Origin of the sequence: Aquimarina litoralis, assembly GCF_039523995.1 — a bacterium.
In the GTDB taxonomy this organism is placed as follows: Bacteria; Bacteroidota; Bacteroidia; order Flavobacteriales; family Flavobacteriaceae; genus Aquimarina; species Aquimarina litoralis.
On the sequence record NZ_BAAAGE010000001.1, the window covers coordinates 192,095 to 213,127 of the forward strand.

General features: G+C 33.4%; 23 protein-coding genes. 13 read left to right on the plus strand and 10 right to left on the minus strand.

Annotation, left to right across the window (positions count from 1 at the left end; all coding sequences use genetic code 11):
• Positions 1-14: 14 nt before the first annotated feature.
• Positions 15-983 carry an arsenosugar biosynthesis arsenite methyltransferase ArsM gene (arsM, locus tag ABD077_RS00605; protein WP_343909472.1) on the plus strand — a complete coding sequence of 323 codons (969 nt, stop codon included), beginning with the start codon at positions 15-17 and terminating at the stop codon, positions 981-983.
• 63 nt (positions 984-1,046) lie between these two features.
• Here the strand turns inward: arsM and ABD077_RS00610 are convergent, their stop codons facing one another.
• Entirely contained in the window at positions 1,047-2,264 is a 1,218-nt protein-coding gene (locus ABD077_RS00610; protein WP_343909474.1) for an NADH:flavin oxidoreductase/NADH oxidase family protein, read from the minus strand.
• A gap of 210 nt (positions 2,265-2,474) precedes the next feature.
• Here ABD077_RS00610 and ABD077_RS00615 point away from each other — a divergent pair, with 210 nt between their 5' ends.
• The 10 genes from ABD077_RS00615 to ABD077_RS00660 all read left to right on the plus strand — a co-directional run bounded on the left by ABD077_RS00615 (position 2,475) and on the right by ABD077_RS00660 (position 9,467).
• Entirely contained in the window at positions 2,475-3,188 is a 714-nt protein-coding gene (locus tag ABD077_RS00615) for a DUF547 domain-containing protein (RefSeq protein WP_343909476.1), read from the plus strand.
• 28 nt (positions 3,189-3,216) lie between these two features.
• On the plus strand, positions 3,217-3,927 hold the full coding sequence (locus ABD077_RS00620; protein ID WP_343909478.1) for a TIGR04283 family arsenosugar biosynthesis glycosyltransferase: 711 nt from the start codon (positions 3,217-3,219) through the stop codon (positions 3,925-3,927).
• Positions 3,928-3,951: 24 nt separating this feature from the next.
• On the plus strand, positions 3,952-5,067 hold the full coding sequence (locus ABD077_RS00625) for a helix-turn-helix domain-containing protein (RefSeq protein WP_343909480.1): 1,116 nt from the start codon (positions 3,952-3,954) through the stop codon (positions 5,065-5,067).
• A gap of 124 nt (positions 5,068-5,191) precedes the next feature.
• Positions 5,192-5,581 carry a hypothetical protein gene (locus ABD077_RS00630; protein ID WP_343909482.1) on the plus strand — a complete coding sequence of 130 codons (390 nt, stop codon included), beginning with the start codon at positions 5,192-5,194 and terminating at the stop codon, positions 5,579-5,581.
• A 2-nt stretch (positions 5,582-5,583) separates the two neighbouring features.
• On the plus strand, positions 5,584-6,072 hold the full coding sequence (locus ABD077_RS00635) for a hypothetical protein (RefSeq protein WP_343909484.1): 489 nt from the start codon (positions 5,584-5,586) through the stop codon (positions 6,070-6,072).
• A 7-nt stretch (positions 6,073-6,079) separates the two neighbouring features.
• Positions 6,080-6,655, plus strand: a complete 576-nt coding sequence (locus ABD077_RS00640) for a YceI family protein (protein WP_343909486.1) — start codon at positions 6,080-6,082, stop codon at positions 6,653-6,655.
• Positions 6,656-6,729: 74 nt separating this feature from the next.
• A complete protein-coding gene (locus ABD077_RS00645; protein WP_343909488.1) occupies positions 6,730-7,596 on the plus strand; it encodes a helix-turn-helix transcriptional regulator in 867 nt (288 codons plus the stop codon).
• 89 nt (positions 7,597-7,685) lie between these two features.
• Complete coding sequence (locus ABD077_RS00650) at positions 7,686-8,555, plus strand: NAD(P)-dependent oxidoreductase (RefSeq protein ID WP_343909490.1); 870 nt, start codon at positions 7,686-7,688, stop codon at positions 8,553-8,555.
• A gap of 4 nt (positions 8,556-8,559) precedes the next feature.
• A complete protein-coding gene (locus ABD077_RS00655) occupies positions 8,560-9,165 on the plus strand; it encodes an FMN-dependent NADH-azoreductase (RefSeq protein ID WP_343909492.1) in 606 nt (201 codons plus the stop codon).
• 98 nt (positions 9,166-9,263) lie between these two features.
• Positions 9,264-9,467, plus strand: a complete 204-nt coding sequence (locus ABD077_RS00660) for a hypothetical protein (protein ID WP_343909494.1) — start codon at positions 9,264-9,266, stop codon at positions 9,465-9,467.
• 60 nt (positions 9,468-9,527) lie between these two features.
• On the opposite strand, the gene ABD077_RS00665 is transcribed toward ABD077_RS00660, so the two are convergent.
• From ABD077_RS00665 to ABD077_RS00705, 9 genes are all read right to left on the minus strand, one after another.
• Positions 9,528-10,499, minus strand: a complete 972-nt coding sequence (locus ABD077_RS00665) for an alpha/beta fold hydrolase (protein WP_343909496.1) — start codon at positions 10,497-10,499, stop codon at positions 9,528-9,530.
• Positions 10,500-10,522: 23 nt separating this feature from the next.
• The gene (locus ABD077_RS00670) at positions 10,523-10,933 is read right to left on the minus strand and encodes a DUF1348 family protein (protein ID WP_343909498.1); all 411 of its coding nucleotides are present in this window, start codon (positions 10,931-10,933) and stop codon (positions 10,523-10,525) included.
• 54 nt (positions 10,934-10,987) lie between these two features.
• Positions 10,988-11,548, minus strand: a complete 561-nt coding sequence (locus tag ABD077_RS00675) for a TetR/AcrR family transcriptional regulator (protein ID WP_343909500.1) — start codon at positions 11,546-11,548, stop codon at positions 10,988-10,990.
• Between the two features lie 85 nt (positions 11,549-11,633).
• A complete protein-coding gene (locus ABD077_RS00680; RefSeq protein ID WP_343909502.1) occupies positions 11,634-12,896 on the minus strand; it encodes a POTRA domain-containing protein in 1,263 nt (420 codons plus the stop codon).
• A 58-nt stretch (positions 12,897-12,954) separates the two neighbouring features.
• Entirely contained in the window at positions 12,955-14,217 is a 1,263-nt protein-coding gene (locus ABD077_RS00685) for a POTRA domain-containing protein (RefSeq protein ID WP_343909504.1), read from the minus strand.
• Between the two features lie 62 nt (positions 14,218-14,279).
• Positions 14,280-15,017 (minus strand): hypothetical protein, encoded by a 738-nt coding sequence (locus ABD077_RS00690; protein WP_343909506.1) that lies wholly within the window; start codon positions 15,015-15,017, stop codon positions 14,280-14,282.
• A complete protein-coding gene (locus ABD077_RS00695) occupies positions 15,010-16,008 on the minus strand; it encodes a glycoside hydrolase family 113 (protein WP_343909508.1) in 999 nt (332 codons plus the stop codon). Before ABD077_RS00695 ends, ABD077_RS00690 begins: the two co-directional genes overlap by 8 nt.
• A 45-nt stretch (positions 16,009-16,053) precedes the next feature.
• Positions 16,054-16,989: a hypothetical protein gene (locus ABD077_RS00700; RefSeq protein WP_343909510.1), complete on the minus strand. Its 936-nt coding sequence runs from the start codon at positions 16,987-16,989 to the stop codon at positions 16,054-16,056.
• Between the two features lie 66 nt (positions 16,990-17,055).
• Positions 17,056-17,766, minus strand: coding sequence for a DUF547 domain-containing protein (locus ABD077_RS00705; protein WP_343909512.1), 711 nt, complete (start codon positions 17,764-17,766; stop codon positions 17,056-17,058).
• A gap of 310 nt (positions 17,767-18,076) precedes the next feature.
• Here ABD077_RS00705 and ABD077_RS00710 point away from each other — a divergent pair, with 310 nt between their 5' ends.
• Positions 18,077-19,378 carry an NAD(P)/FAD-dependent oxidoreductase gene (locus ABD077_RS00710; RefSeq protein ID WP_343909514.1) on the plus strand — a complete coding sequence of 434 codons (1,302 nt, stop codon included), beginning with the start codon at positions 18,077-18,079 and terminating at the stop codon, positions 19,376-19,378.
• 3 nt (positions 19,379-19,381) lie between these two features.
• Complete coding sequence (locus ABD077_RS00715) at positions 19,382-21,019, plus strand: 4Fe-4S binding protein (RefSeq protein ID WP_343909516.1); 1,638 nt, start codon at positions 19,382-19,384, stop codon at positions 21,017-21,019.
• The last annotated feature ends 14 nt before the right edge of the window (positions 21,020-21,033 follow it).

Genomic DNA, 21,033 nt, shown 5'->3' on the forward strand with positions numbered 1-21,033 from the left:
AGAAAGTATAAAATATGAGTTATTTAGAAACCACACATGATGTTTATAAAGAAGCAGCATTAACTCCAGATGTTGGACTATGTTGTACCACAAATCCAATTTGGGAACTACCAGGATTAAAAATCCCAAAGATCATGCAAGAAATGAATTATGGATGTGGAAGTACTGTAAATGCCCGAGACCTTACCAACAATCCTAAAATTCTATACGTTGGTGTTGGTGGAGGAATGGAATTATTACAATTCTCTTATTTCTCACGCCAAAAACATGGTGTTATCGGTGTAGATGTAGTACAAGAAATGTTGGAAGCTTCTCGTAAGAATTTTAAAGAAGCTGAAGAACAAAATGATTGGTTCAAAAGTGAATTTGTAGATCTCCGATTTGGTGATGCTCTAAACCTTCCTGTTGAGGATAATAGCATCGACGTTGCGGCTCAGAATTGTCTATTCAATATTTTTAAAGAAGAAGATCTTAAAAAAGCTATTGAAGAAATGTATCGAGTTTTAAAACCGCATGGAAGATTAGTAATGAGTGATCCTACTTGTGAACAGCCAATGAATGAAACGTTAAGAAACGACGAACGATTAAGAGCTTTATGTTTAAGTGGTAGTCTTCCGATTGCAGAATATGTAAAAGCACTTACTGATGTTGGTTTTGGAACAATAGAAATTAGAGCACGTAAGCCTTATCGTATATTAGACCCTAAAAACTACGAAACGGATGAATTGATCTATATAGAATCTATTGAGGTAGCTGCTATTAAAGATCCAATGCCAGAGGATGGACCTTGCATATTTACTGGGAAAGCAGCTATTTATTATGGAGATGAAGACTATTTTGATGATAAAAAAGGACACGTTTTATTAAAAAACCAACCTCTTGCCGTATGTGACAAAACTGCTGCTGCTATTGCTGACTTGGGAAGAGATGATATCTATATTAGCGAATCTACTTTCCATTACGATGGTGGCGGATGTTGCTAAATTTATTAAATATGTAAGCATTCATATCCCTAGAACTTATTTTAGTTTTGGGGATATGTTTTTTTAGAACTTCTTCGACATTGCTTTTCTAAATTCATATATAATCAAAAACATAGAGCACCAAAGCGGACTCATATTGATTTTCAACCCTTTTCCTTTCGAAAACCTTATAATTTGTCTGGCATAAAACCCTCCTTCGGCTGCATCTTCAAATTGTTTAATTCCAGTACGCAAAACCAAGTTTTCTAGTCTAGGTAACTTCCCTTTTAGAAAATCCAATATCTCATCCCTATTCGTAATAAAAGGACGTGCCATGCCAATTAGATCTACCTCGCCGTTAGACAATACTTCGTTACAAAAATCATATGATCTAAAACCCCCAGTAATCATTAGCGGCAGCTGGCTAATTGATCTTATTTTCTTAGCAAAATCTATAAAATACGCCTCCCTGCGTTTTGTACTCTCTTTTAGTTTTCCATCTTCTTCATTCATAGTAAAAAAAGCAAGCTTTTCATAGGTTCCTCCAGATATCTCTAATAAGTCTATCTTTTCATTATCCAACATTCGAACTACCTCTAAGGATTCTTCCTCTGTAAAACCCCCTCTCTGAAAATCAGCAGAATTCAATTTTACGGCTATAGGAAAATCAGCTCCTACTACTTTGCGAACTTCCTTGATAATAGTTAGCAATAAACGACTTCTATTGTCAATACTACCTCCCCATTGATCAGATCGCAAATTGGTATTAGGTGACAAAAACTGACTCAATAAATATCCATGAGCAGCATGGATTTGAACACCAGTAAAACCAGCTTCTTTGGCTAATTGTGCAGCCTTGGTAAACCTTTTAATTACTTTTAGAATATCCTCTTCTGTCATAGCTTTAGGTTTACCAAAAAGCCCTAACTTTTTTAACTGAACTTCAGAAGGTGCTAAGGGTCTACCAGTTCCAAAACGATTTGTTTGTCGACCTGAATGTGAAATTTGAACCCAAATATGATTACCATGTTTTTTACCAGCTTCTGCCCATGATTTTAATTTTGGGAGCATATTTTCATCATCAAAACATACATTGCCCGCAGATTCTAAATGTTTTCTGTCGATAACTACATTTCCGGTTATTAGCAAGCCTGCTCCAGTAGCAGACCAATCTTCATACAACCGATTATGGCCTTTAACAGTTTCATAATCCCGATTACTAATACGTTCTGTCATCGCAGATTTCACCAATCTGTTTTTTAATACTGCTCCGCAAGGAAGTTTTAAAACTGTACTAATCATATAAAAATAGTTCGATTACAATAATACACATTCGAAAAGTAAGTTCCAATACAAGGAACTATGAATTACGAATAACATCTGTAAGGAATGGCACAGACTTTGGACTAACTTGGAGTATTTAACGAATATTTATATAAACATTTCGTTATTTGGAAAACAAGAAATAAATTAAGTGTCAAACCTAACCATTTGGAATAAAAAACATAAAAAATGAAGACCCCAAAACTATTTGTATTCGCAATTATTACTTTCATATCGCTACAGACTAAAGCGCAACAAAAATTAGATCACGGTATCTGGGATCAGATATTATTGATCAATGTATCAGAAGAAGGAAAAGTAGATTATAAAGGATTTATGAGAGACAGTGCAGAACTATATAAATACTTCAACTATCTTTCTGATAATCCACCTGCAGAAAATTGGAGCAAAGAAGAAAAGTTAGCGTACTGGATTAATGCTTACAATGCCTATACGATCAAGCTTATCATTGATAACTATCCTTTAAAAAGTATTAAAGACATTAAAAATCCTTGGGATAGACAGTTCTTTAAAATTAATGGTGTATTACACAGTTTAAATGAACTAGAACACAAAATTCTTAGAAAACTAGGAGAACCTAGAATTCATTTTGCTATCAATTGTGCTTCTTTTTCTTGTCCAATAGTATGGAATAGAGCTTTTACAGCGACCAACGTTGACGATGCTTTGGAAACACTTACTGGAAACTTTATCAATGACCCTAAAAGAAATACCATTACTGAAGAAGTAGTAGAGGTTTCAAAAATATTTAGTTGGTTTAAAAAGGATTTCAAGGTAGATGGTGAAGATGCAAAATCTTTTATCAATAAATACGCTAAAGTTAAAATTGACAAACAAAAAAAGAAAGGATATAAGAAATATGATTGGAGTTTAAATGAGTAACTTTATACCATAAACAATAGCTGACCTTTTGAAAATTTCTATCGTCATTCCTATTCTTAATGAAGCGGCTTCTATATGTAAGCTGCTTTCGCATTTGATACAAGTTTCTTATGCTAAAGACACCATTAGTGATATTATCATTGTCGATGGTGGAAGTACCGATAATTCAAAAACCGTGGTACAACAGTTTGCAGAAAGCCAAGAAGTAAAGATTAAATTAGTAGATTCCGACAAAGGTCGTGCTAAGCAGATGAATACAGGAGCATCAGTTGCTACTGGTGAAATTCTGTATTTTTTGCATGCTGATTCTTTTCCTCCAAAACATTATGATAAGGATATCATAGCAGAAATACAAAAAGGTAATGAAGCTGGATGTTTTCGGATGAAGTTTGATTCAAATCATTGGTGGTTGCGATTTCTAGGGTGGCTTACAAAATTTGAAAGTAAACGCTGTCGTGGTGGTGATCAAAGTCAATTTATAACAGCATCATTATTTAAAGAAATAGAAGGGTACGACGAAAATTATATCGTTTATGAAGATAATGATCTCGTAGATCGTCTTTTTGCGATTAACAAATTTGTTATCATTCCTAAATACGTCATTACTTCTGCAAGACGTTACAGAGAAGTCGGAGTTTGGCGATTGCAATACCACTTCTTAAATATTCATATGCGACGATGGCTGGGTGCCTCATCAGAAGATTTATATAGGTATTATAAGAAAAAAGTTGTTTCTTAAATCTACTTCTTTATCTTTAGGGAAGTGGAAACAATACCAATACTTTTAGTTGTTTTACTCCTTATTGGAGCTATTCAGGGAATAATTTTCGGAACCATATTATGGCAGAAAAATGGATTACACTATATAGCTAATAGGTTTCTGGCTACCATTTTATTCTTCTTTTCTTACCGACTTATCGTAGAGACATTAAATATATTTGGTTTAGGTCGTTATGATGTTTGGTATCATATTTTGCTAGAATATAATTGGATTTACGGAACGCTTATTTTCTTTTTTGTAAAAAGTTATGTGAATCCCAAATTTGAATTTAAACGGAAGGATTGGATTCATTTTTTACCAGTATTCATTGAATTTGCCTGGAGCTTTTTTATCAAAGCTCAAAACTTTTACTGGGATGGAACCAGAGAAAGCCTTACTTGGTTAGGATATTGGGGATATGTAGTATGGATGCATTATCCAACGATGTTTGTTATTTCTGGAGCACTCATTATTTTTTATAGTAGCAAAGCCGAAAAAATACTAAGTAATATGACGAGTGTCGAAGGATATAAGATCATTCCAGGAAAACTCGACTGGATCAAAAGAGTAATTTTAGTGATGAAAATATTCTCTATTATTTATGTTCTTGGAATTTTAATAGACTTTTTCTTTTTCAATTTTGCCAGTAATTTTTTCTACGGTCACCCTGTATTTATAGGCATGGCAATTATTACCTATTGGTTAGGACTAGAAGGGTTTTCTCGCAGAAAAGAAAGTGCATTTAAACCAACAACAACTGTCTCAGATAAAGAAAAAGAACAACTTGTAACTATTAGTAATGCTTTAAAGCTCAAAATGCAAGAAGACCAATTATTTAAAGATCCTGAACTTACCTTAGCTTCCCTATCCGAACAATTATCTGTAAAACCATACTTGGTAACCAAGTGTCTTAATACCATCTACGAGAAAAAGTTTAATGACTACATCAATGAACTTCGTATTGAAGAAGTAAAAAGGTTAGTAAATGACTCAAAAAATAACAATTTTACCCTTTTAGCATTAGCTTATGAAGCGGGTTTTAACTCTAAAGCTTCTTTTAACCGAGCAGTTAAAAAAATAACCGGTAAACCTCCTAGTGCTTTAAAATCAAATAGTTAAATAGTCTCAATTAAAAAATTGAGCCCTTAACTTTCTTCACAATTCGTCTCATTTAGCGAATTGAAACGATTTTGGTTATTAAATGATCAATATTTGTCTCGAACAATTCTAAAATCAGAACAACATGAGACAATTAATGACATTTACAGTATTCGTATTAATAACATCTTTCTATAGCTTTTCTCAAGAACGTACTAATGATCTACAACAATTAGTTGGTGAATGGAAACTGGATATGAGCCCGCAAGATAACACAGATTCCAATTTTGCTATGATGCGTATCGATAAGATTACTTCCAAATCCGTAGAAGGAACATTTTACAGAGAAGGTGTAAAAATGAGAGAAGGAAGAGTAAACACTCAATTAGATGTGATTTATGTAGCACTTATCTCTGGTGACAATAGTGGTGACTATAATACCACATTTTACTACAAAAATGGAAAACTTTATGGATCTACACATGCTATAAAGAAGGACTTTTTAGCTGTATGGACTGCAGAAAAAATAAAATAATCATGAAAAAAGCAATCTTACTATGCGCTGTTATGTATAAGTTCTTACTAACAGCGCAAACTAAATATGGAACACCCATAAATGATAAATTGCCTGAGAAATTAAGCAGTTTACGCAGAGCTATCTCCGTAAAAAATTTTCCTAAATCAATTGATGCAATAAAAATTGATGATCGATATTACTGGAAACATAATACCGCTATTCTATGTAAAGAAAGTGAAATAACAATTATTGAATACGGTGCATATCTATTCTATAATGATACTTGGAATTTAAGAAAATCATATCCACTAAAAGAATTAAACAAAAATTTCAAAACCAAAAAACAGGTAATGAAACAATCTCAACCTTATACCTGGGCAAACAATTGGCGAACAGATGATGCGCTGTTTGGTGGATGGGCCATGTGGTATTTCATTGGTATAACCGAAGATGGAGAAACTGTATGCGGTTATGAGAAGATTGAAACAACGGATAAACTTTTAAACTAAATCAATTATGCGAACATTAAAAAATATACTAATTATAAGTCTAATCATTTTCGGATTACCTGAGATACAAGCGCAGAATTACACTTTAGATGTAAAAAGTTCCGAACTATCATGGACAGGAAAAGCTGCCTTTAACTCGTACGCACTTACTGGAACTATTGCACCTAAAAATGGAACCGTAACGACCTTGGACAATACCATTTCTTCCTTACAATTAATCATTAACATGAAGAGTATTGATCACGAAAATAATGACCTAAAAAATCACCTTAAAAATGAAGATTTCTTTGAAGTAAAGAAATATCCAACAGCTACCTTTATCGTTAAAAACTCAGTCACATTAGAGAACACAGAAACTGTTTTAAAAGGAAGCCTTACGATTAAGGGCAAAACAAATACAGAAAATATTCCCGTTACTATTGAAACCAAAGGCGCTGATATCTTGATTACATTTAAATATTCGATAGATAGAACTAAATATGGAGTGAATCATAATTCTCCCAGTATTTTTAAAAGAATGAAAGAAAATGCGATCGCTGATGAATTTATTTTAGAGGGGAAATTATTATTTAAATCTAAATAAGTTCTGACCGAAAATCGTTATTTTTATGAAACAACAGTATTTTACCCAACGATTTTTTAAGATTTTTGTTTGTTATGAAAGTAGTTCCACAAGCATTCTACCAGCATCCAAAGATTGAAAAAGTCTTAGTAGATGGATTATCCTGTGTCATTCTTAAAAGCGTACAGCATTCAGACCTTCAGAATGAGCGTTATTTAGCATCGCATGCATTAACATTAGTGTTAAACGGTGGATTACGAATTGAAACCAAAGAAGGAGATCTTTCGATTGTAAACAAGAATCAAATGATACTTCTCCCAAGAGGGCTTTATATGATATCCGATATCATTCCAAAAAATGAATCTTTTGAGGCTATTGTATTCTTTTTTGATGAAGAAATTACAGATGAGTTCTTACAAAACTTTGAAGTCTCAGATATAACAAACTCTAACAATAGCATCATTTTAGCATATGATCAAAATATTAGATTATTCACGGACACGCTCATTACCTTATATAGAAATAAAAATCAACATCAATTTACCAAACCGAAATTACTCGAATTATTGCATTTAATTAGCCTTTCTGATGCAGGTGAAGCCTTTGTAAATAGATTGCAACATCACAAAAGAAGAGCTAAAAAAGACATTAAAGCTTTTATGGGTGATAACTATGACAAACCATTGGATATAGAAGATTACGCATATCTAACAGGTAGAAGTATTTCGACTTTCCGTCGAGATTTTAAATCCAAATTCGGAGTTTCCCCTAAGAAATGGTTAGTTCAGAGACGAATGGAAAAGGCAGCGCTCTTATTAAAAGATACTCCTAGTTCGGTAACAGCTATTGCACAACAAGTTGGTTATGAAAACACATCACACTTCATAAAAATATTTCAAAATAAGTTTAGCCTTTCGCCTAAACAATTTCAAATCAAATATCGAAAAGATATCCTTTTATAAAGTTTTGACCGAAAAACACTATTTTTTGTTTTTTTGAAAATTTAGCACATTTATTTTCCTAGACATTTGTACAAAATAAATATGTACAGATGAAAAAAATAGGATTCATAGGACTTGGTATTATGGGCAGTAGAATGGCAGCCAATCTCCAAAAAAAAGGATATGATCTGGTTGTATATAACCGGACCAAAAAAAAAGCAAAACATCTATTGCAAAACGGTGCAGCTTGGGCTACTTCACCCAAAGAAGTTGCTAAAGAAACTGATGTGATAATTACAATGCTTTCTACTCCTGAAGTAGTAAGAGAAGTAGCTTCGGGAAATCAAGGTTTTCTCTCTTCACTTAAGGATAATAGTATTTGGTTGAATTGCAGCACGGTAAACCCTTCCTTCACTAAGGAAATGGATATCATATCAAAAGAATTCAGAGTTCGCTATCTGGATGCTCCGGTAGCAGGAACAAAAGCACCTGCAGAAAATGGAGAATTGCTTTTTTTAGTTGGAGGAGATACTGCTTCGGTAAATGAAGTATCACCATTATTAACCATCATGGGCAAAAAGACATTGCACCTAGGAAAAGTTGGAAAAGGTGCAGCCATGAAAATGCTAATCAATCAATTATTAGGGCAATCGATGGTTGCTTTTGCAGAAGCAATGGTGATGGGAGAGGCATTGGAATTAGAAAAAGAAACACTCTTTAATGTGCTTCTAAACACTCCAGTAGTAGCTCCTGTTATTTCGAATCTACGTCATAAACTCGAAAATTCGGATTATGAAGCTAATTTCCCTCTAAAATGGATACAAAAAGATCTTCACCTATCTAGTATATCAGCGTATGAAAACAATGTAGCTGCACCTAATCTAAATAGTACAAAAGAAATTTTTGCACAAGCAAAACAACAAGGATATGGAAACTTGGATTTTAGTGCAGTATATGAATTTTTAAACTCTAAAAAATAAAAAAATGAAATTATTACGAATCGATGCTAGTTCTAGAATTGAGAATTCAGATAGCAGAAAAATGGCAGATTTATTTCAAAAACAATGGCAACAAAAAAACCCAAATAGCACTTTAGTTGCAAGAGATATTATCAATACTCCAATACCTCATATCCAGCAAAAAACCATTGAAGGATTTTACACTCCAACTGATCAACTTAGTGATGATTTAAGTAAAGCTATTAGATTATCTAACACCCTAATTGCTGAATTAAAAGAAGCAGACATCTTGTTGATCAGTACGCCCATGTATAATTTTAGTATTCCTTCTGCTCTAAAAGCCTGGATTGATCATATCGTTAGAATCAATAGCACTTTTGGAGTCAATGAAGAAGGTGGTTTTTATGGAAAAATTGAAGGGCTGAAAGCCTATATCATCACCTCTGCTGGAGCTGTGTATGACTCTCAGGAAATGAAAGCCTTAGATTTTCTTCAGCCATATTTACAAACTGTTTTAGGACTTATTGGAATTACCGATATAACATTTCTGCCTTTGGAAGGTACTACTATGAACGAAGAAGTTTTTGTAAAAACAAAAGAAAGTGCCGAAGAAATAATAAACCATTTATAAAAAGCAACAAATTCCCCATTTTTTCGTTCTCAATTTCATAGACATACACCTCAAGTGTCTCTAAATGTTTGGGGAAATATTATCTTAAAACCTTAATCATGTTAAAAAGCATTTTAAATTTAAAAGACACTCAGACCCTTAGTAAAGAAGCGCAAAGGTCTGTAAATGGTGGAGCTGTAAGAGCAACTTGCCCAACATATTCTCCTCAAGAATGTCAGGCATGTGGTGGATATCCACTACCAAATGGTTGTTGTTTAGGAACGAGAGAAACGCATATGTGTCTAACAGGTATACTTCCATAATAAACAAACAAGGATCTAGTTTTAATTACTAGATCCTTGTTCCTCTCAAATAACTATTATTTATAAAACCTTATGTAAAAATGCTCTCATTTTTTTAATAATGGATTCGCTCTCTTCTTCTAAAGCAAAGTGTCCAGTATCATAGATATTATAATCAATATTCTTTACATCTCTTTTATAAGCTCTAGCACCGCTCTCGGGAAAAAAAGCGTCGTTCTTACCCCAAACAATTAATAATGGAGGTTGATTATCTCTAAGATATTTTTGCCATTTAGGATATAACTTAATATTATTTTGATAATCATAAAACAGATCTAAATTTACCTTGTGAGCATTCGGTCTAGACAATCGTAAGTAATCCAAATGCCAAGTATCCGGGTTTACATTTTCGGGATTTCTTGTTCCATGAGTATATTGCCATTCCAATCCTTTTAACGAGAATACTGGTAATAATGCCTCTTCGGTTGCTGAATTCCGATTAGCCCAAAATACTCTAAGATCTTTCCAAGCAGGTCCTAATCCTTCTTTATACGCATTCCCATTTTGATTGATAATTGCGGTTACTCTTTCTGGATGTTTGGTAGCTAATCTAAATCCTACAGGAGCCCCATAATCCTGAATCATTAATGCATACGAAGTTAGTTCCAACTTTTCTAAAAAAGTATTAATAGTATTCGCCAGATTATCAAATGTATATTCATAATCAGTTTCACTAGGGAAGTCGCTATTACCAAAACCTGGATAATCAGGTGCTATCAAATAGAATTCATCAGATAATTGATTTAATACCTTTCGATACTGGTGTGAAGAAGCTGGAAAACCATGTAATAATACCACTGCTGGATTTTTTGGATTACCCGCTTCGCGATAGGCTACTTGTACCCCATCTACATTAATTTTTTTATATTTCACACTATACGCTTCAGTAACTACATTATCATTGCTAATAAAGCTTAGGTCAGACCCCAACATGCTACTTGTAATAGCGAATATTAGGATTAAAACTAGATGTTTTGTTGTTTGAATTTTCATTTTGTGTATATATTTAAATTAAATTATAATTTTCTGTCAGATGCTGATATCTCTAGGTCATTGATACTAGCGTATCTCTTTTTCATAAGACCGTTTTTATCAAATTCCCAATTCTCATTACCATAAGCTCGAAACCATTGTTCCTTATCATTTTTATATTCATATTCAAATCGAACTGCAATCCTATTTTCTGTAAAAGCCCACAGTTCTTTTTTCAATTTATATTCCTGTTCATTCTTCCATTTATCGGTTAAAAAATCTTGTACTTCTTCTCTTCCATTAATAAATTGACTCCGATTTCTCCACTCGGTATCTTCGCTATATGCTTTTGACACTTTAATTGGGTCTTTTGAGTTCCAGGCATCTTCTGCCATTTGCACTTTCTGTTTTGCTGTCTCCTCTGTAAAAGGAGGTAAAGGATACTTTTTTTCCATGATGATTTTATTTGTTACCGAACGTTCGGTATAATTATTATTTAAAAAAATATGTTACCGTATATAGTATTTTCTTATTTCTTCTAAAGTTTCTAAGAATAATGAATTATCCGACATTGCATTAGACACCACCAAACTTCCTTGTATACCAATAAGACCTTTTCTCGCGATCTTAGAAGATACCTCCTTATCTAAGCCAAACTCCAAACCAAAATCAGAAAAATGTTGAATCCAAGATTCCATTTCTGATTTTATTTTTTCACCAAAGATCTCCATTCCGGCTTCCATGGACAATGATCTTAATACACAAGTTTCTTTTCCTTGATCGTATAACTCACCAATTTTTTGTAATACTAATTCTAATCTTTCTTTTGGTTCTTTAGTCTCATCCAAAAGTACTTTGTAAAGATTTGTTTGCAGCCAATCCGAAGAATAAGACAGTACAGCTAAACCTATTTGTTTTTTACCTTCAGGAAATCTATGATACAAACTCGCTTTCTTAAGACCAGCTCCTTCCGCTAACTCATTTAAACTAGCACCTTCATACCCTTTAGTCCTAAATACTTGATTCAGGCCTTCTATTAACTGTTGATCATCTACTTTTACTGGTCTCATAACGTTACAAATGTAGCCTTTTTTAGTTTTTTACCAAACGTTCGGTTTATTATTAACTTGTTTTTAACACTAAAACATTATTCTTCTAAAAATATTGACCTATTCCGAATACAAAACCGTTAGTAGCATCTTCCGTAACTCCATATCCATAATCGATTCTAAAAATTGCATTAAAAATTCGCTTATGCATAAAACGTAACCCTACACCTGGATAGACTCTAAAGTTTTGAGTATCTCCAAAATCTCCAAAATCTCCTCCTGGATTTCGCCAACTTCCTCCATCGACAAAAACATTACTTTGTAAAACAAACCAGTCTTTATCCATCAACGTATGCCTATACTCTGTATTGAGAACTATGACTCCAGTACCTCTATCAATAGTATTACCAACACCTCTAATATTCAAATTGTTATCCACCGCAAATGGCGCAAAGGGCGATTCATCGTTACTGGCCAATCCTACACGTAATCTCGATGCCCAGTTTCCTTTTTTACCAATTCTATGATAATACATAAAATCGTTCCATCCTATTAAAAAATCAGGAAGTACCTCTTCTGTACTGATCACATATTGAAAGTTTGCAACGCTTCTAAATCCAGAAACATATTGGAAATAAAAATCTAGGTTATTGTATTCGTAAATTCCTTTGAAAAGTAATTTATTTACGTCAAAATCTAAGGGAACATCCGGTGCTGTTGCTCCAGTTCGATATGTATAATCTTCATTAAAATAGTTAACACCTAATTCAATCCTATTTTGAAAGTTAAACTGGTATAACCCTAATAGTTCATAAGAAGTATTGTTGTATTTATAATCTGCCGTACCGTTATCCAAAAAAACAGGTTCTTGCGTAGTAAGACTCTGATAATTAAATGCTAAACCAAACTTTTTACTAAATAAAAAAGGGGCTCTTATATTTACCCCAAACGAACTATAAATATCATCTTGGTAGAAACCTCCCAAAGCCACATTTTGCCCGAACAAATTAAACTCATACAATCCAACTCTAAAGGCAAATTCATCATTATTAGTAGTGTATACATTGGCACTAGGAATGATCGTGAAATTTTCTTCTACTCCATACACTACCTTATAACCATTTTCCTGTTTATGTACCTGATAATACGCATGTGCTATACTTGGCAAGCGTTTTAATCGTTTGATATCTTCTTCTATTTGAATAGAATCTAGCACATCACCTTCTCGAATAGAATTCAATTTTGCAATCGCTTTCGTTTTTGTCTTTTTGTTTCCCTGAATAACGATTTCAGAGATTACATTTTCCTGAGCGTAGCCTAAACAACAAAAACAAAAGGTTATGAAGACAAGGGTAAGTCTTATTCGCATTTAGTTGTAAGTATTTGAAGCAATTTTCTAACAAAGGTACGTCTTATTACACTGCAAATCAAAAATATTGGCCAATTCCAAAGGTAATTCCGTTGGTTGCATCATTTCCAATTCCGTAACCGTAATCTAATCTAAAAACTGCATTAAAAATTCGTTTATGTATGAGTCGTATTCCTGCTCCAGGATAAAACCGTAAGGTACTACCATCTACCAGTTCCACTAATTCTCCTCCTGGGTTTCTCCATGTTCCGGTATCTACAAAAACATTACTCTGAACCACAAACCATCCTTTTTCATATAAAGTATGCCTATATTCTGTATTTAATACAATAGCGGCAGTACCTCTATCAATCGTATTTCCAGCTCCTCGTATGTTTAGTTGATTATCCACTGCAAAAGGCGCAAAAGGGGTATCATCATTCGACGCATACGCCAATCTCAGACGATTCGCCCAGTTTCCGCGTTTTCCGATTCTTCTAAAATATTCAAAATCATTTCTTCCAATAAAAAAATCATCCAACAAGCCTTCTCCACCAGTTACAAAACGGAAATCCAATAGACTTCTAAAACCTGAAACATACTGATAATCGATATCAATATCGTTATATTCATATTCTCCTCTATACGCAATTTTATTAGCAGAAAGACGGGTTGGAATTTCAGCAGGCAGATTCCCTTCTATAAAATCATATTCCTCTTTAGAAATATTAACACCAACCTCAGCTCGGTTATGAAAATCAAACTCATACAAAAAGTTCAATTCAAACGCTCTTGTATCAAACTTATAATTGATAGTATTATTATTTTCTAGAAAAATAGGTTCTTGAGAAACAAGATTTTTATAATTAATACCTATCCCAAATTTATTTGTAAATAGATATGGTGCTTCCCAATAACCTCCATAGGAATCAAAAACATCTCGCTGATAGAAACCTCCAAAAATTTGATTTCTTCCAAATAGGTTGAATTCGAAAAGTGAAACTCTATACGCAAATTCTCCATTATTATCTGTCGCAATACTTAAACCAGGAATAATGGTGAAATTTTCTTCAATAGCATACGTAATTTGATATCCGGAATCTTGATTTTGCTTCACTACAACTTCGGCATTTGCTACACCAGGAAGTCTTTTCAATCTCTCGATATCTGTTGCTACTCGTAAAGAATCATAGGTAGATCCTGGTTTTACTTTTACCAATTTCCTAATAAAGGATTCCTTGGTTCTTTTTAAACCGGTAATTTGTAATTCTGAGACAACAGTTTCTTGAGAAAAACTTCCGCAATACGCAAAGAAAATCAGTGCTATTAAGATGTTCTTCATAACATTTTTTACCATCGTAGACGCAAAATATGTTATGATCTTACAGGAAAATCTAAATAAAATTAAAGTTGAAATTCTTTTTGTATCAAAAGGTTTACCCAATTGTCTTCACTAACCCCCATTAGTGTGAAATTATAAGAGCTCATAGCTTCTAACGGTGGTGGTGTTCCCATAGTGATATTAAGCACTACATTTTCAGTTTTATAATACTGAAATTGTTTCTCGAAAGTATAAGTTCCCGAAAGTAGTTCGTTATCACTATCAGAAACTACCTGAAAATAAATAGCATTATCATCAAACACCCCATCTTGCCAAGAAAATACCGGCATGCTTTCTGTTGCCAAATCAATATTTACTTCACTTGTAAATTCCGTAGGTTTCGTCTTATGCTTTAATCGAATTGGATTCGATAAGTGTAGTTTTCCTTCTTCAAAAAAAGTAATAATTACCCATTTCTCTTCATCTGTATTTCTAGTAAACTTTCGAAGATAGCCATTAAAAAAATCCGTCGATTCTATGAGTATTCTTTGGTAATTACTATAATCGTTTTTATCTACATCGATATTAGAGGTTTCATAATATCTAATATCAGTTGCTTCGGGTCTTGGATAAACGTAAGCAATGATACTATTTTCATCAGATTCAGATCCAGAAGCACATGCAATAACATTATTTACTTCTATATCATTAGAACTTACTAAAGTCGCTAAAGAAGCATTCAATGCTATCGTATTTTCATCACTGTTGCAAGCATATAAAACGCAACATAGAAGACATACGATATAATTGTTTTTACTCATCTTTATACAACTTCCGAATTAGCTTTTCTGATGGTTTGTTTTGTATGGTAAATCTATTATTCTCTTCACCGCCTACCTTTTCATGATTGTGATACCATTTCCATAAAAAACCACCAGCAAACCAAGGTTCTTTCCAAAATTCTTCATACAATGCTGTTAATGCATTATTCTGACCTTGCAAATCTATATTTCCTTGTACTCTATTAGAATACCAAGGTTCTTTTCCTGTAAAATGTACACTTCGGTATCCATACTCTGTAAACAGTACAGGCTTTTCTATCTCAGCTTGTACATTTCCTATCTTCTTTTTATGCACCTGCCAACCTTTTCTTAATTCTTCTACAGTTGGTGTTTTGCTGTCAGATACTGGAAAATATGCATCAATCCCTATATAATCCAACTGATCCCAAAAAGGTACTTTAGCAAACTGATCCCAATTCTCTGCATAGGTCAGCTTTCCTTTGTAGACTTCTTTGATTTTTTGAATCAATTGATTCCAATATTTTGGTCTTTTCTGTACAAAACTGTGTAATTCGGTACCTATACATAGCAGAGGAACTTTAAGTTCCTCTGCTAGTTTAGCATATAGCATAATAAATGCTTCATAAGAGTTTTGTAAGGTTTTCCAGTCTTCTTCAGAATCCATAGAAATATTACCTGTAAATTCTCCTCTCCACACCCAAATCTGAGGTTTCAGCATTACTTTGATCCCTCGCTGATTTAGTAATTCAATCGTACGTTTTGCTCCATCTGCTCTTTCTCCCCACCATTGTCTCTCTATATTAAAAACTACTGTTGGTTCTTTTAGATTTTTCACAAACCCAAAGGGCATTACCGCAGCCCAATTTGCATTTACACTAACTACAGGTTCTATATGTGTTTCATCAATCTGATTTGGTGAGGCTACAAAACTTATCCCATTCATTTTTGGTTCCTGTCCAGAACAGCTACAAAAAAAAGCGAAAATCAGCGGTATAAAAAGATGTTTCATATCTGTTTTTTATCCCGCTGAAAATACAATATATTTTGTTTCTTACTAAAACAAAGCTCTTAAACCTAAGCTAAATGTTTGACCCAATCCTTGAAAATTATCTCCTCTAACAAACTTTCCAAAAGATGCCTCTACGTTAAGAACCTTTGTTAACTGATATTTTCCACCAAATCCTAATTGAGTTCCATTTTGGGCAAAATCATTTCCTAAGTCAATTAGAAAAGATTGTTGCGCATTTATAAACACTGTAGATTTTGAAGATGGAAAATAACTCAAAAAAGCACTTACTGGTAAAAACAAACTATTATTAGCAAAACGCTCAGAAACATTTTCTTGAGAAGGATCTGCTTCACTTGATTTTTCGCCAAAATTAAATTTAAAATCTATTTCAGTAAAAATTTGCCACTTATTCCCTCCGAAAGTTCTGTCATAGAAAAATTTAGTTTCCCAAGCTAAGCTTCTTTGATCCAAAAATGAAAAAACGTTATCATCCACAGAATCAGGTGTATCTTCAAAAACCGGAATAATAAGAGCAGAAGTAAATGAAAATGTAGATAAACTTCTAAAGGGCTGTATTCTTATTGCTGGTGCAATTGTTGTTAAACCCGATCTTCTATCATTTCCATTATCTTCGAAACTAAAAACATCCAAAGCACCTTGCCCATTTAAGGCATTTGATCTAACTTGAAAAACAGCACCTATATTTACACGAGAGTTTTTACTAATTCCGGTAAAGATTTCTGTTGTATTTGTAAAGAATGTTTGTCTATCTATAGTTACTGATTTACTACCAGAATCAGTCTGCTCCGTCTGTGTATAGATACTATTAAAAAATTTAATATCCCATTGTCCTTTTTTCAACAATTTAGAAGGTGTAAACTCTTGCACATTTGAAAGATCAGAATCATCATCCTGTGCAACAGCAAAAGAAACGGTTAACAAAAGGCAAAAAGCGGTTATAATGTTTTTAGTAAATTTCATGATTACAATAGGTTATTAAAAATTAGTTTAGGTTATTATTATATGTTAACCTTATATTATGATTTGTTATTTAATAATGTTTAAACTCCAGTTATATGGATAGTAAGAGATTCTCGCATTTGAAGGGATTTTTTCTTTTCTAAACTGATTTACGTAATCAATTTCTGATCCGTTCTGAGTAAAATCACCTTTATACCACTCGAAAATTTGGGACAGTTGCACCTTTTTTCCTTTTACTTTAATAAAATTCGGATTGTTTAATGCTATCGTGGTCTGACGTTGTAATTGTTTATCTAACAAAGCAGGCGTATACGCTTCAGATATTATTGGAGGACATCCTAACCCTGCACAAACTAATGCAAAATGGAAACGGGGTTCTTTTGGGAAATTTTTACGTAGTATCTTATTCTCCAAATCATTTAGCGTAGTTTCCTTACCAGCCAACTTATATTTAGTTTTATCAAAAAATCCTTTAATCTTTAGTGGAGATTTTGTTGGAAAATTATTTACGATTCCTTTTATAACAGATAAGTTGTACCCATTAATATAAAATGCCTGAAAGGTTTTTGGATCACTTTTAGAAATACTTATAGTAGCTGCCATATCTAATAGCTCATTAAGAGTTCCTGGATTACTTTTTATTGTCTTATAATCTACTCTACCATCTGTAACATGCTTTTTAAAAAAAGCATCCGATTTAGTAAAGAATTCCTTTGTACTTTGAGAAAAACTATTCGTTATAGTTAATAATGTTAGTATATAAAGTATTTTTTTCATGACTATTTTTTTTACTTCTTACATATGAAGTTGTGTTTACATTTAAGTTTATAATTTACCTTGGTAACGGGCATTGAGTCGAAGCCTTTCTGAGCTACTTACAAATTATTTTCAAAAAACTATTGGGAAAGTACACTTGTGTTTTATAAGGTAAATGCCGTTCGAATTCAAAAAGAAAACTTACAAAACCTCAGCTTTTTAGATTAATTCTAAATTATTGAAGCTGTTTAAGTTCTTATATTTATATACGACTTACGCACAGAAGCTTCATTTTAAGAACTAGAATTAAAATCAACTAACATAAAACTCTATGGAACATATTGCAATAATCGGCAACGGAATTTCTGGTGTGACAGCTGCAAGACACATCCGGAAAATGTCTGATAAAAAGATTACCCTGATCTCTGGCGAGACTGATTATTTTTTCTCCCGTACAGCTCTTATGTATATATACATGGGACACATGAAATTTGAACATACACAACCCTACGAAAACTGGTTTTGGGAGAAAAACAGAATAGAACTAAAGAAAGGATATGTTTCTAAAGTAGATCATGAAAAAAGTCAATTAATCTTCGAAAACGGAGAGAATCTGCAATATGATAAGCTCATCATAGCTACGGGATCTAAACCAAATAAATTTGGATGGCCTGGTCAGGACCTAGATGGAGTTATGGGGATGTATCATAAACAAGACTTAGAAAACCTGGAAAAATATGCTCCTAATAAAACTGTTTGTAAAAGAGCTGTTATTGTTGGTGGTGGACTTATCGGAATTGAATTAGCGGAAATGCTACATTCTAGAGGTATTCCAGTAACGTTCTTAGTTAGAGAAGATAGTTTTTGGAATGGTGTGCTTCCTGCAGGAGAGAGTGGAATGATTAATAGACATATCAAAAATCATCATATTGATCTTCGTTTAGGCGTAAATCTGAAAGAAATTAAGGCTGATGATCATGGAAAAGTAAAATCCATTGTAATACAAGAAACTGGTGAGGAAATTGAGTGCAATGTTGTTGGTTTAACGGCTGGAGTATCTCCAAACGTAGATTTTCTGAAAGATTCTGGTATAGAAATAGGGAGAGGTGTAAAAGTGAATCGTTTTTTGGAAACTAGCATTCCAAATGTATACGCTATAGGTGATTGCGCAGAACAGCATGAAGCAATTGGAAATAGAAGACCTATCGAAGCTGTATGGTATACCGGCAGAATGATGGGCGAAACTGTGGCGCAAACCATATGTGGAAACAAGTTAGAATACAAACCAGGATATTGGTTTAATAGTGCAAAATTTTTAGATATCGAATATCAAACTTATGGATGGGTATTTGGTAGACCCAAAGAATATGAAGCACAATTTCATTGGATACATGAAAGTGATACCAAATGTGTAACTGTGTCTTATCATAAAGAAACGAGAGAGTTTTTAGGAATTAACACTTTTGGAATTCGTATGCGCCATGAAGTATTCGATCGATGGCTAACAGAAAAGCGAGATGTGGATTATGTGATGGAGCATCTTCCTGAAGCGAATTTTGACCCTGAATTTTACAAACATTTCGAAAAAGATATTTTAAACGCTTTTCAGAAGCAACAAACCGTAAACGCATAAATCATGGCAGTAGAAAGAAATATGGCTTTAACAGGACAACCACCTAAAAGCCTAAATACAATACAAAAGATAGGTGTTCTTATCGGAATGTCTGGACTTTTAATCCTATTATTAGCAACTTTTAATGTTAACCTCCCAAATCAAGCATTATGGTTAACGGTATCCTTAGTAGCACTAACCACTGGTATTATTGTTTTTTCAAAAGGAGCTTACGATAAAAAACTGGAAGGAATAAAGAATGATGGAGTATGGTTTAAATCCATGTCTTCTCGTGGTGTTCTGGCTTGGATTGCAGGAGTATTCTTAACCGGTTTTTATATCGTGTTATATTTTTATGCAGAGCTTTTAGGTCTTGGACAAGGCGCCGATGGAGCTAATACCGGATTGATTGGATTATTTGATCCCTTAAGTTATGCCCTAAAGAACGAAAAAGCGAGCGAATGGTTTGTATATGGTACTTTATATACTGTTGCGATCATTGCATTTGGTATCAAATTTATGATGAAATACAAACATAATCGCTACGAGCAATTACGCACAGTTAGTGTAATGTTTTTTCAAACAGCATTTGCATTCGTGATCCCAGAATTAATGGCACGTTTAAATTCAGATGATTTTTCATTGCCTTATAATGATATAAAATTAATGTGGCCATTAAATTATTATGCCTTTGATCAATGGAGAGTAGATCAGTTTATTAACGCACAAACGATTGGACTGTTCTTTTTAATACTTGCTGTACTAATGGTTTTTGTAATCTCTCCTTGGCTTACTTATAAATATGGAAAAAGGTGGTATTGTTCTTGGGTATGTGGTTGTGGTGGATTAGCAGAAACTGCAGGTGATGCCTTCCGTCAGTTATCTGATAAAAGTGTTAAAGCTTGGAAAATTGAACGCTGGTTGATTAATGCAGTACTTGTATTTGCTGTAATTTTTACAACAGCTGTAATCTCTACCTATCTTGGATATGATAGTACTAAATATTGGTTTACAAAAAACAGCTTCCTTATATCCTCCGGAGCGTTCTTAGTTATTGTATTTGCGGCAGTTGCATATTGGAAACGTGACCAATTAAAAAGTGATGCTTTTATAGGAGCTACAGCATCTTTAATTATCACCTTAGGTTTCTTTGTTTTATTAGCTTTTGTAGATATTAATAACATAAAGATTAACGCAAGTTACTTGTCTTTTGGGCTAAACACCAAAGAATATGGACTTGCCGACGGTTTACGTAGTTTCTATGGTTTTGGTATTGGATCTATTTTCTCTGGTGTTATTGGAACTGGATTTTATCCAATACTTGGTAATAGAATATGGTGTCGTATGGGATGTCCAATGGCAGGAATTATGGGTATTCAACAACGTCTCTTCTCTAAGTTTAGAATTACTACCAATGGTGGTCAGTGTATTTCTTGTGGAAACTGTTCAACATATTGCGAGCAAGGAATAGATGTTCGCGCCTATGCTCAAAAAGGTGAAAATATCGTGAGATCTAGCTGCGTTGGATGTGGTATTTGTTCTGCAGTATGTCCTAGAGGAGTGTTGAAATTAGAAAATGATAGCTTAAAAGGCAGAATCAACTCTAACGATGTCTTATTAGGAAATGATGTTGATTTGATGAATTACGTAAATAACAAATAGTAGTTTTTAGATAT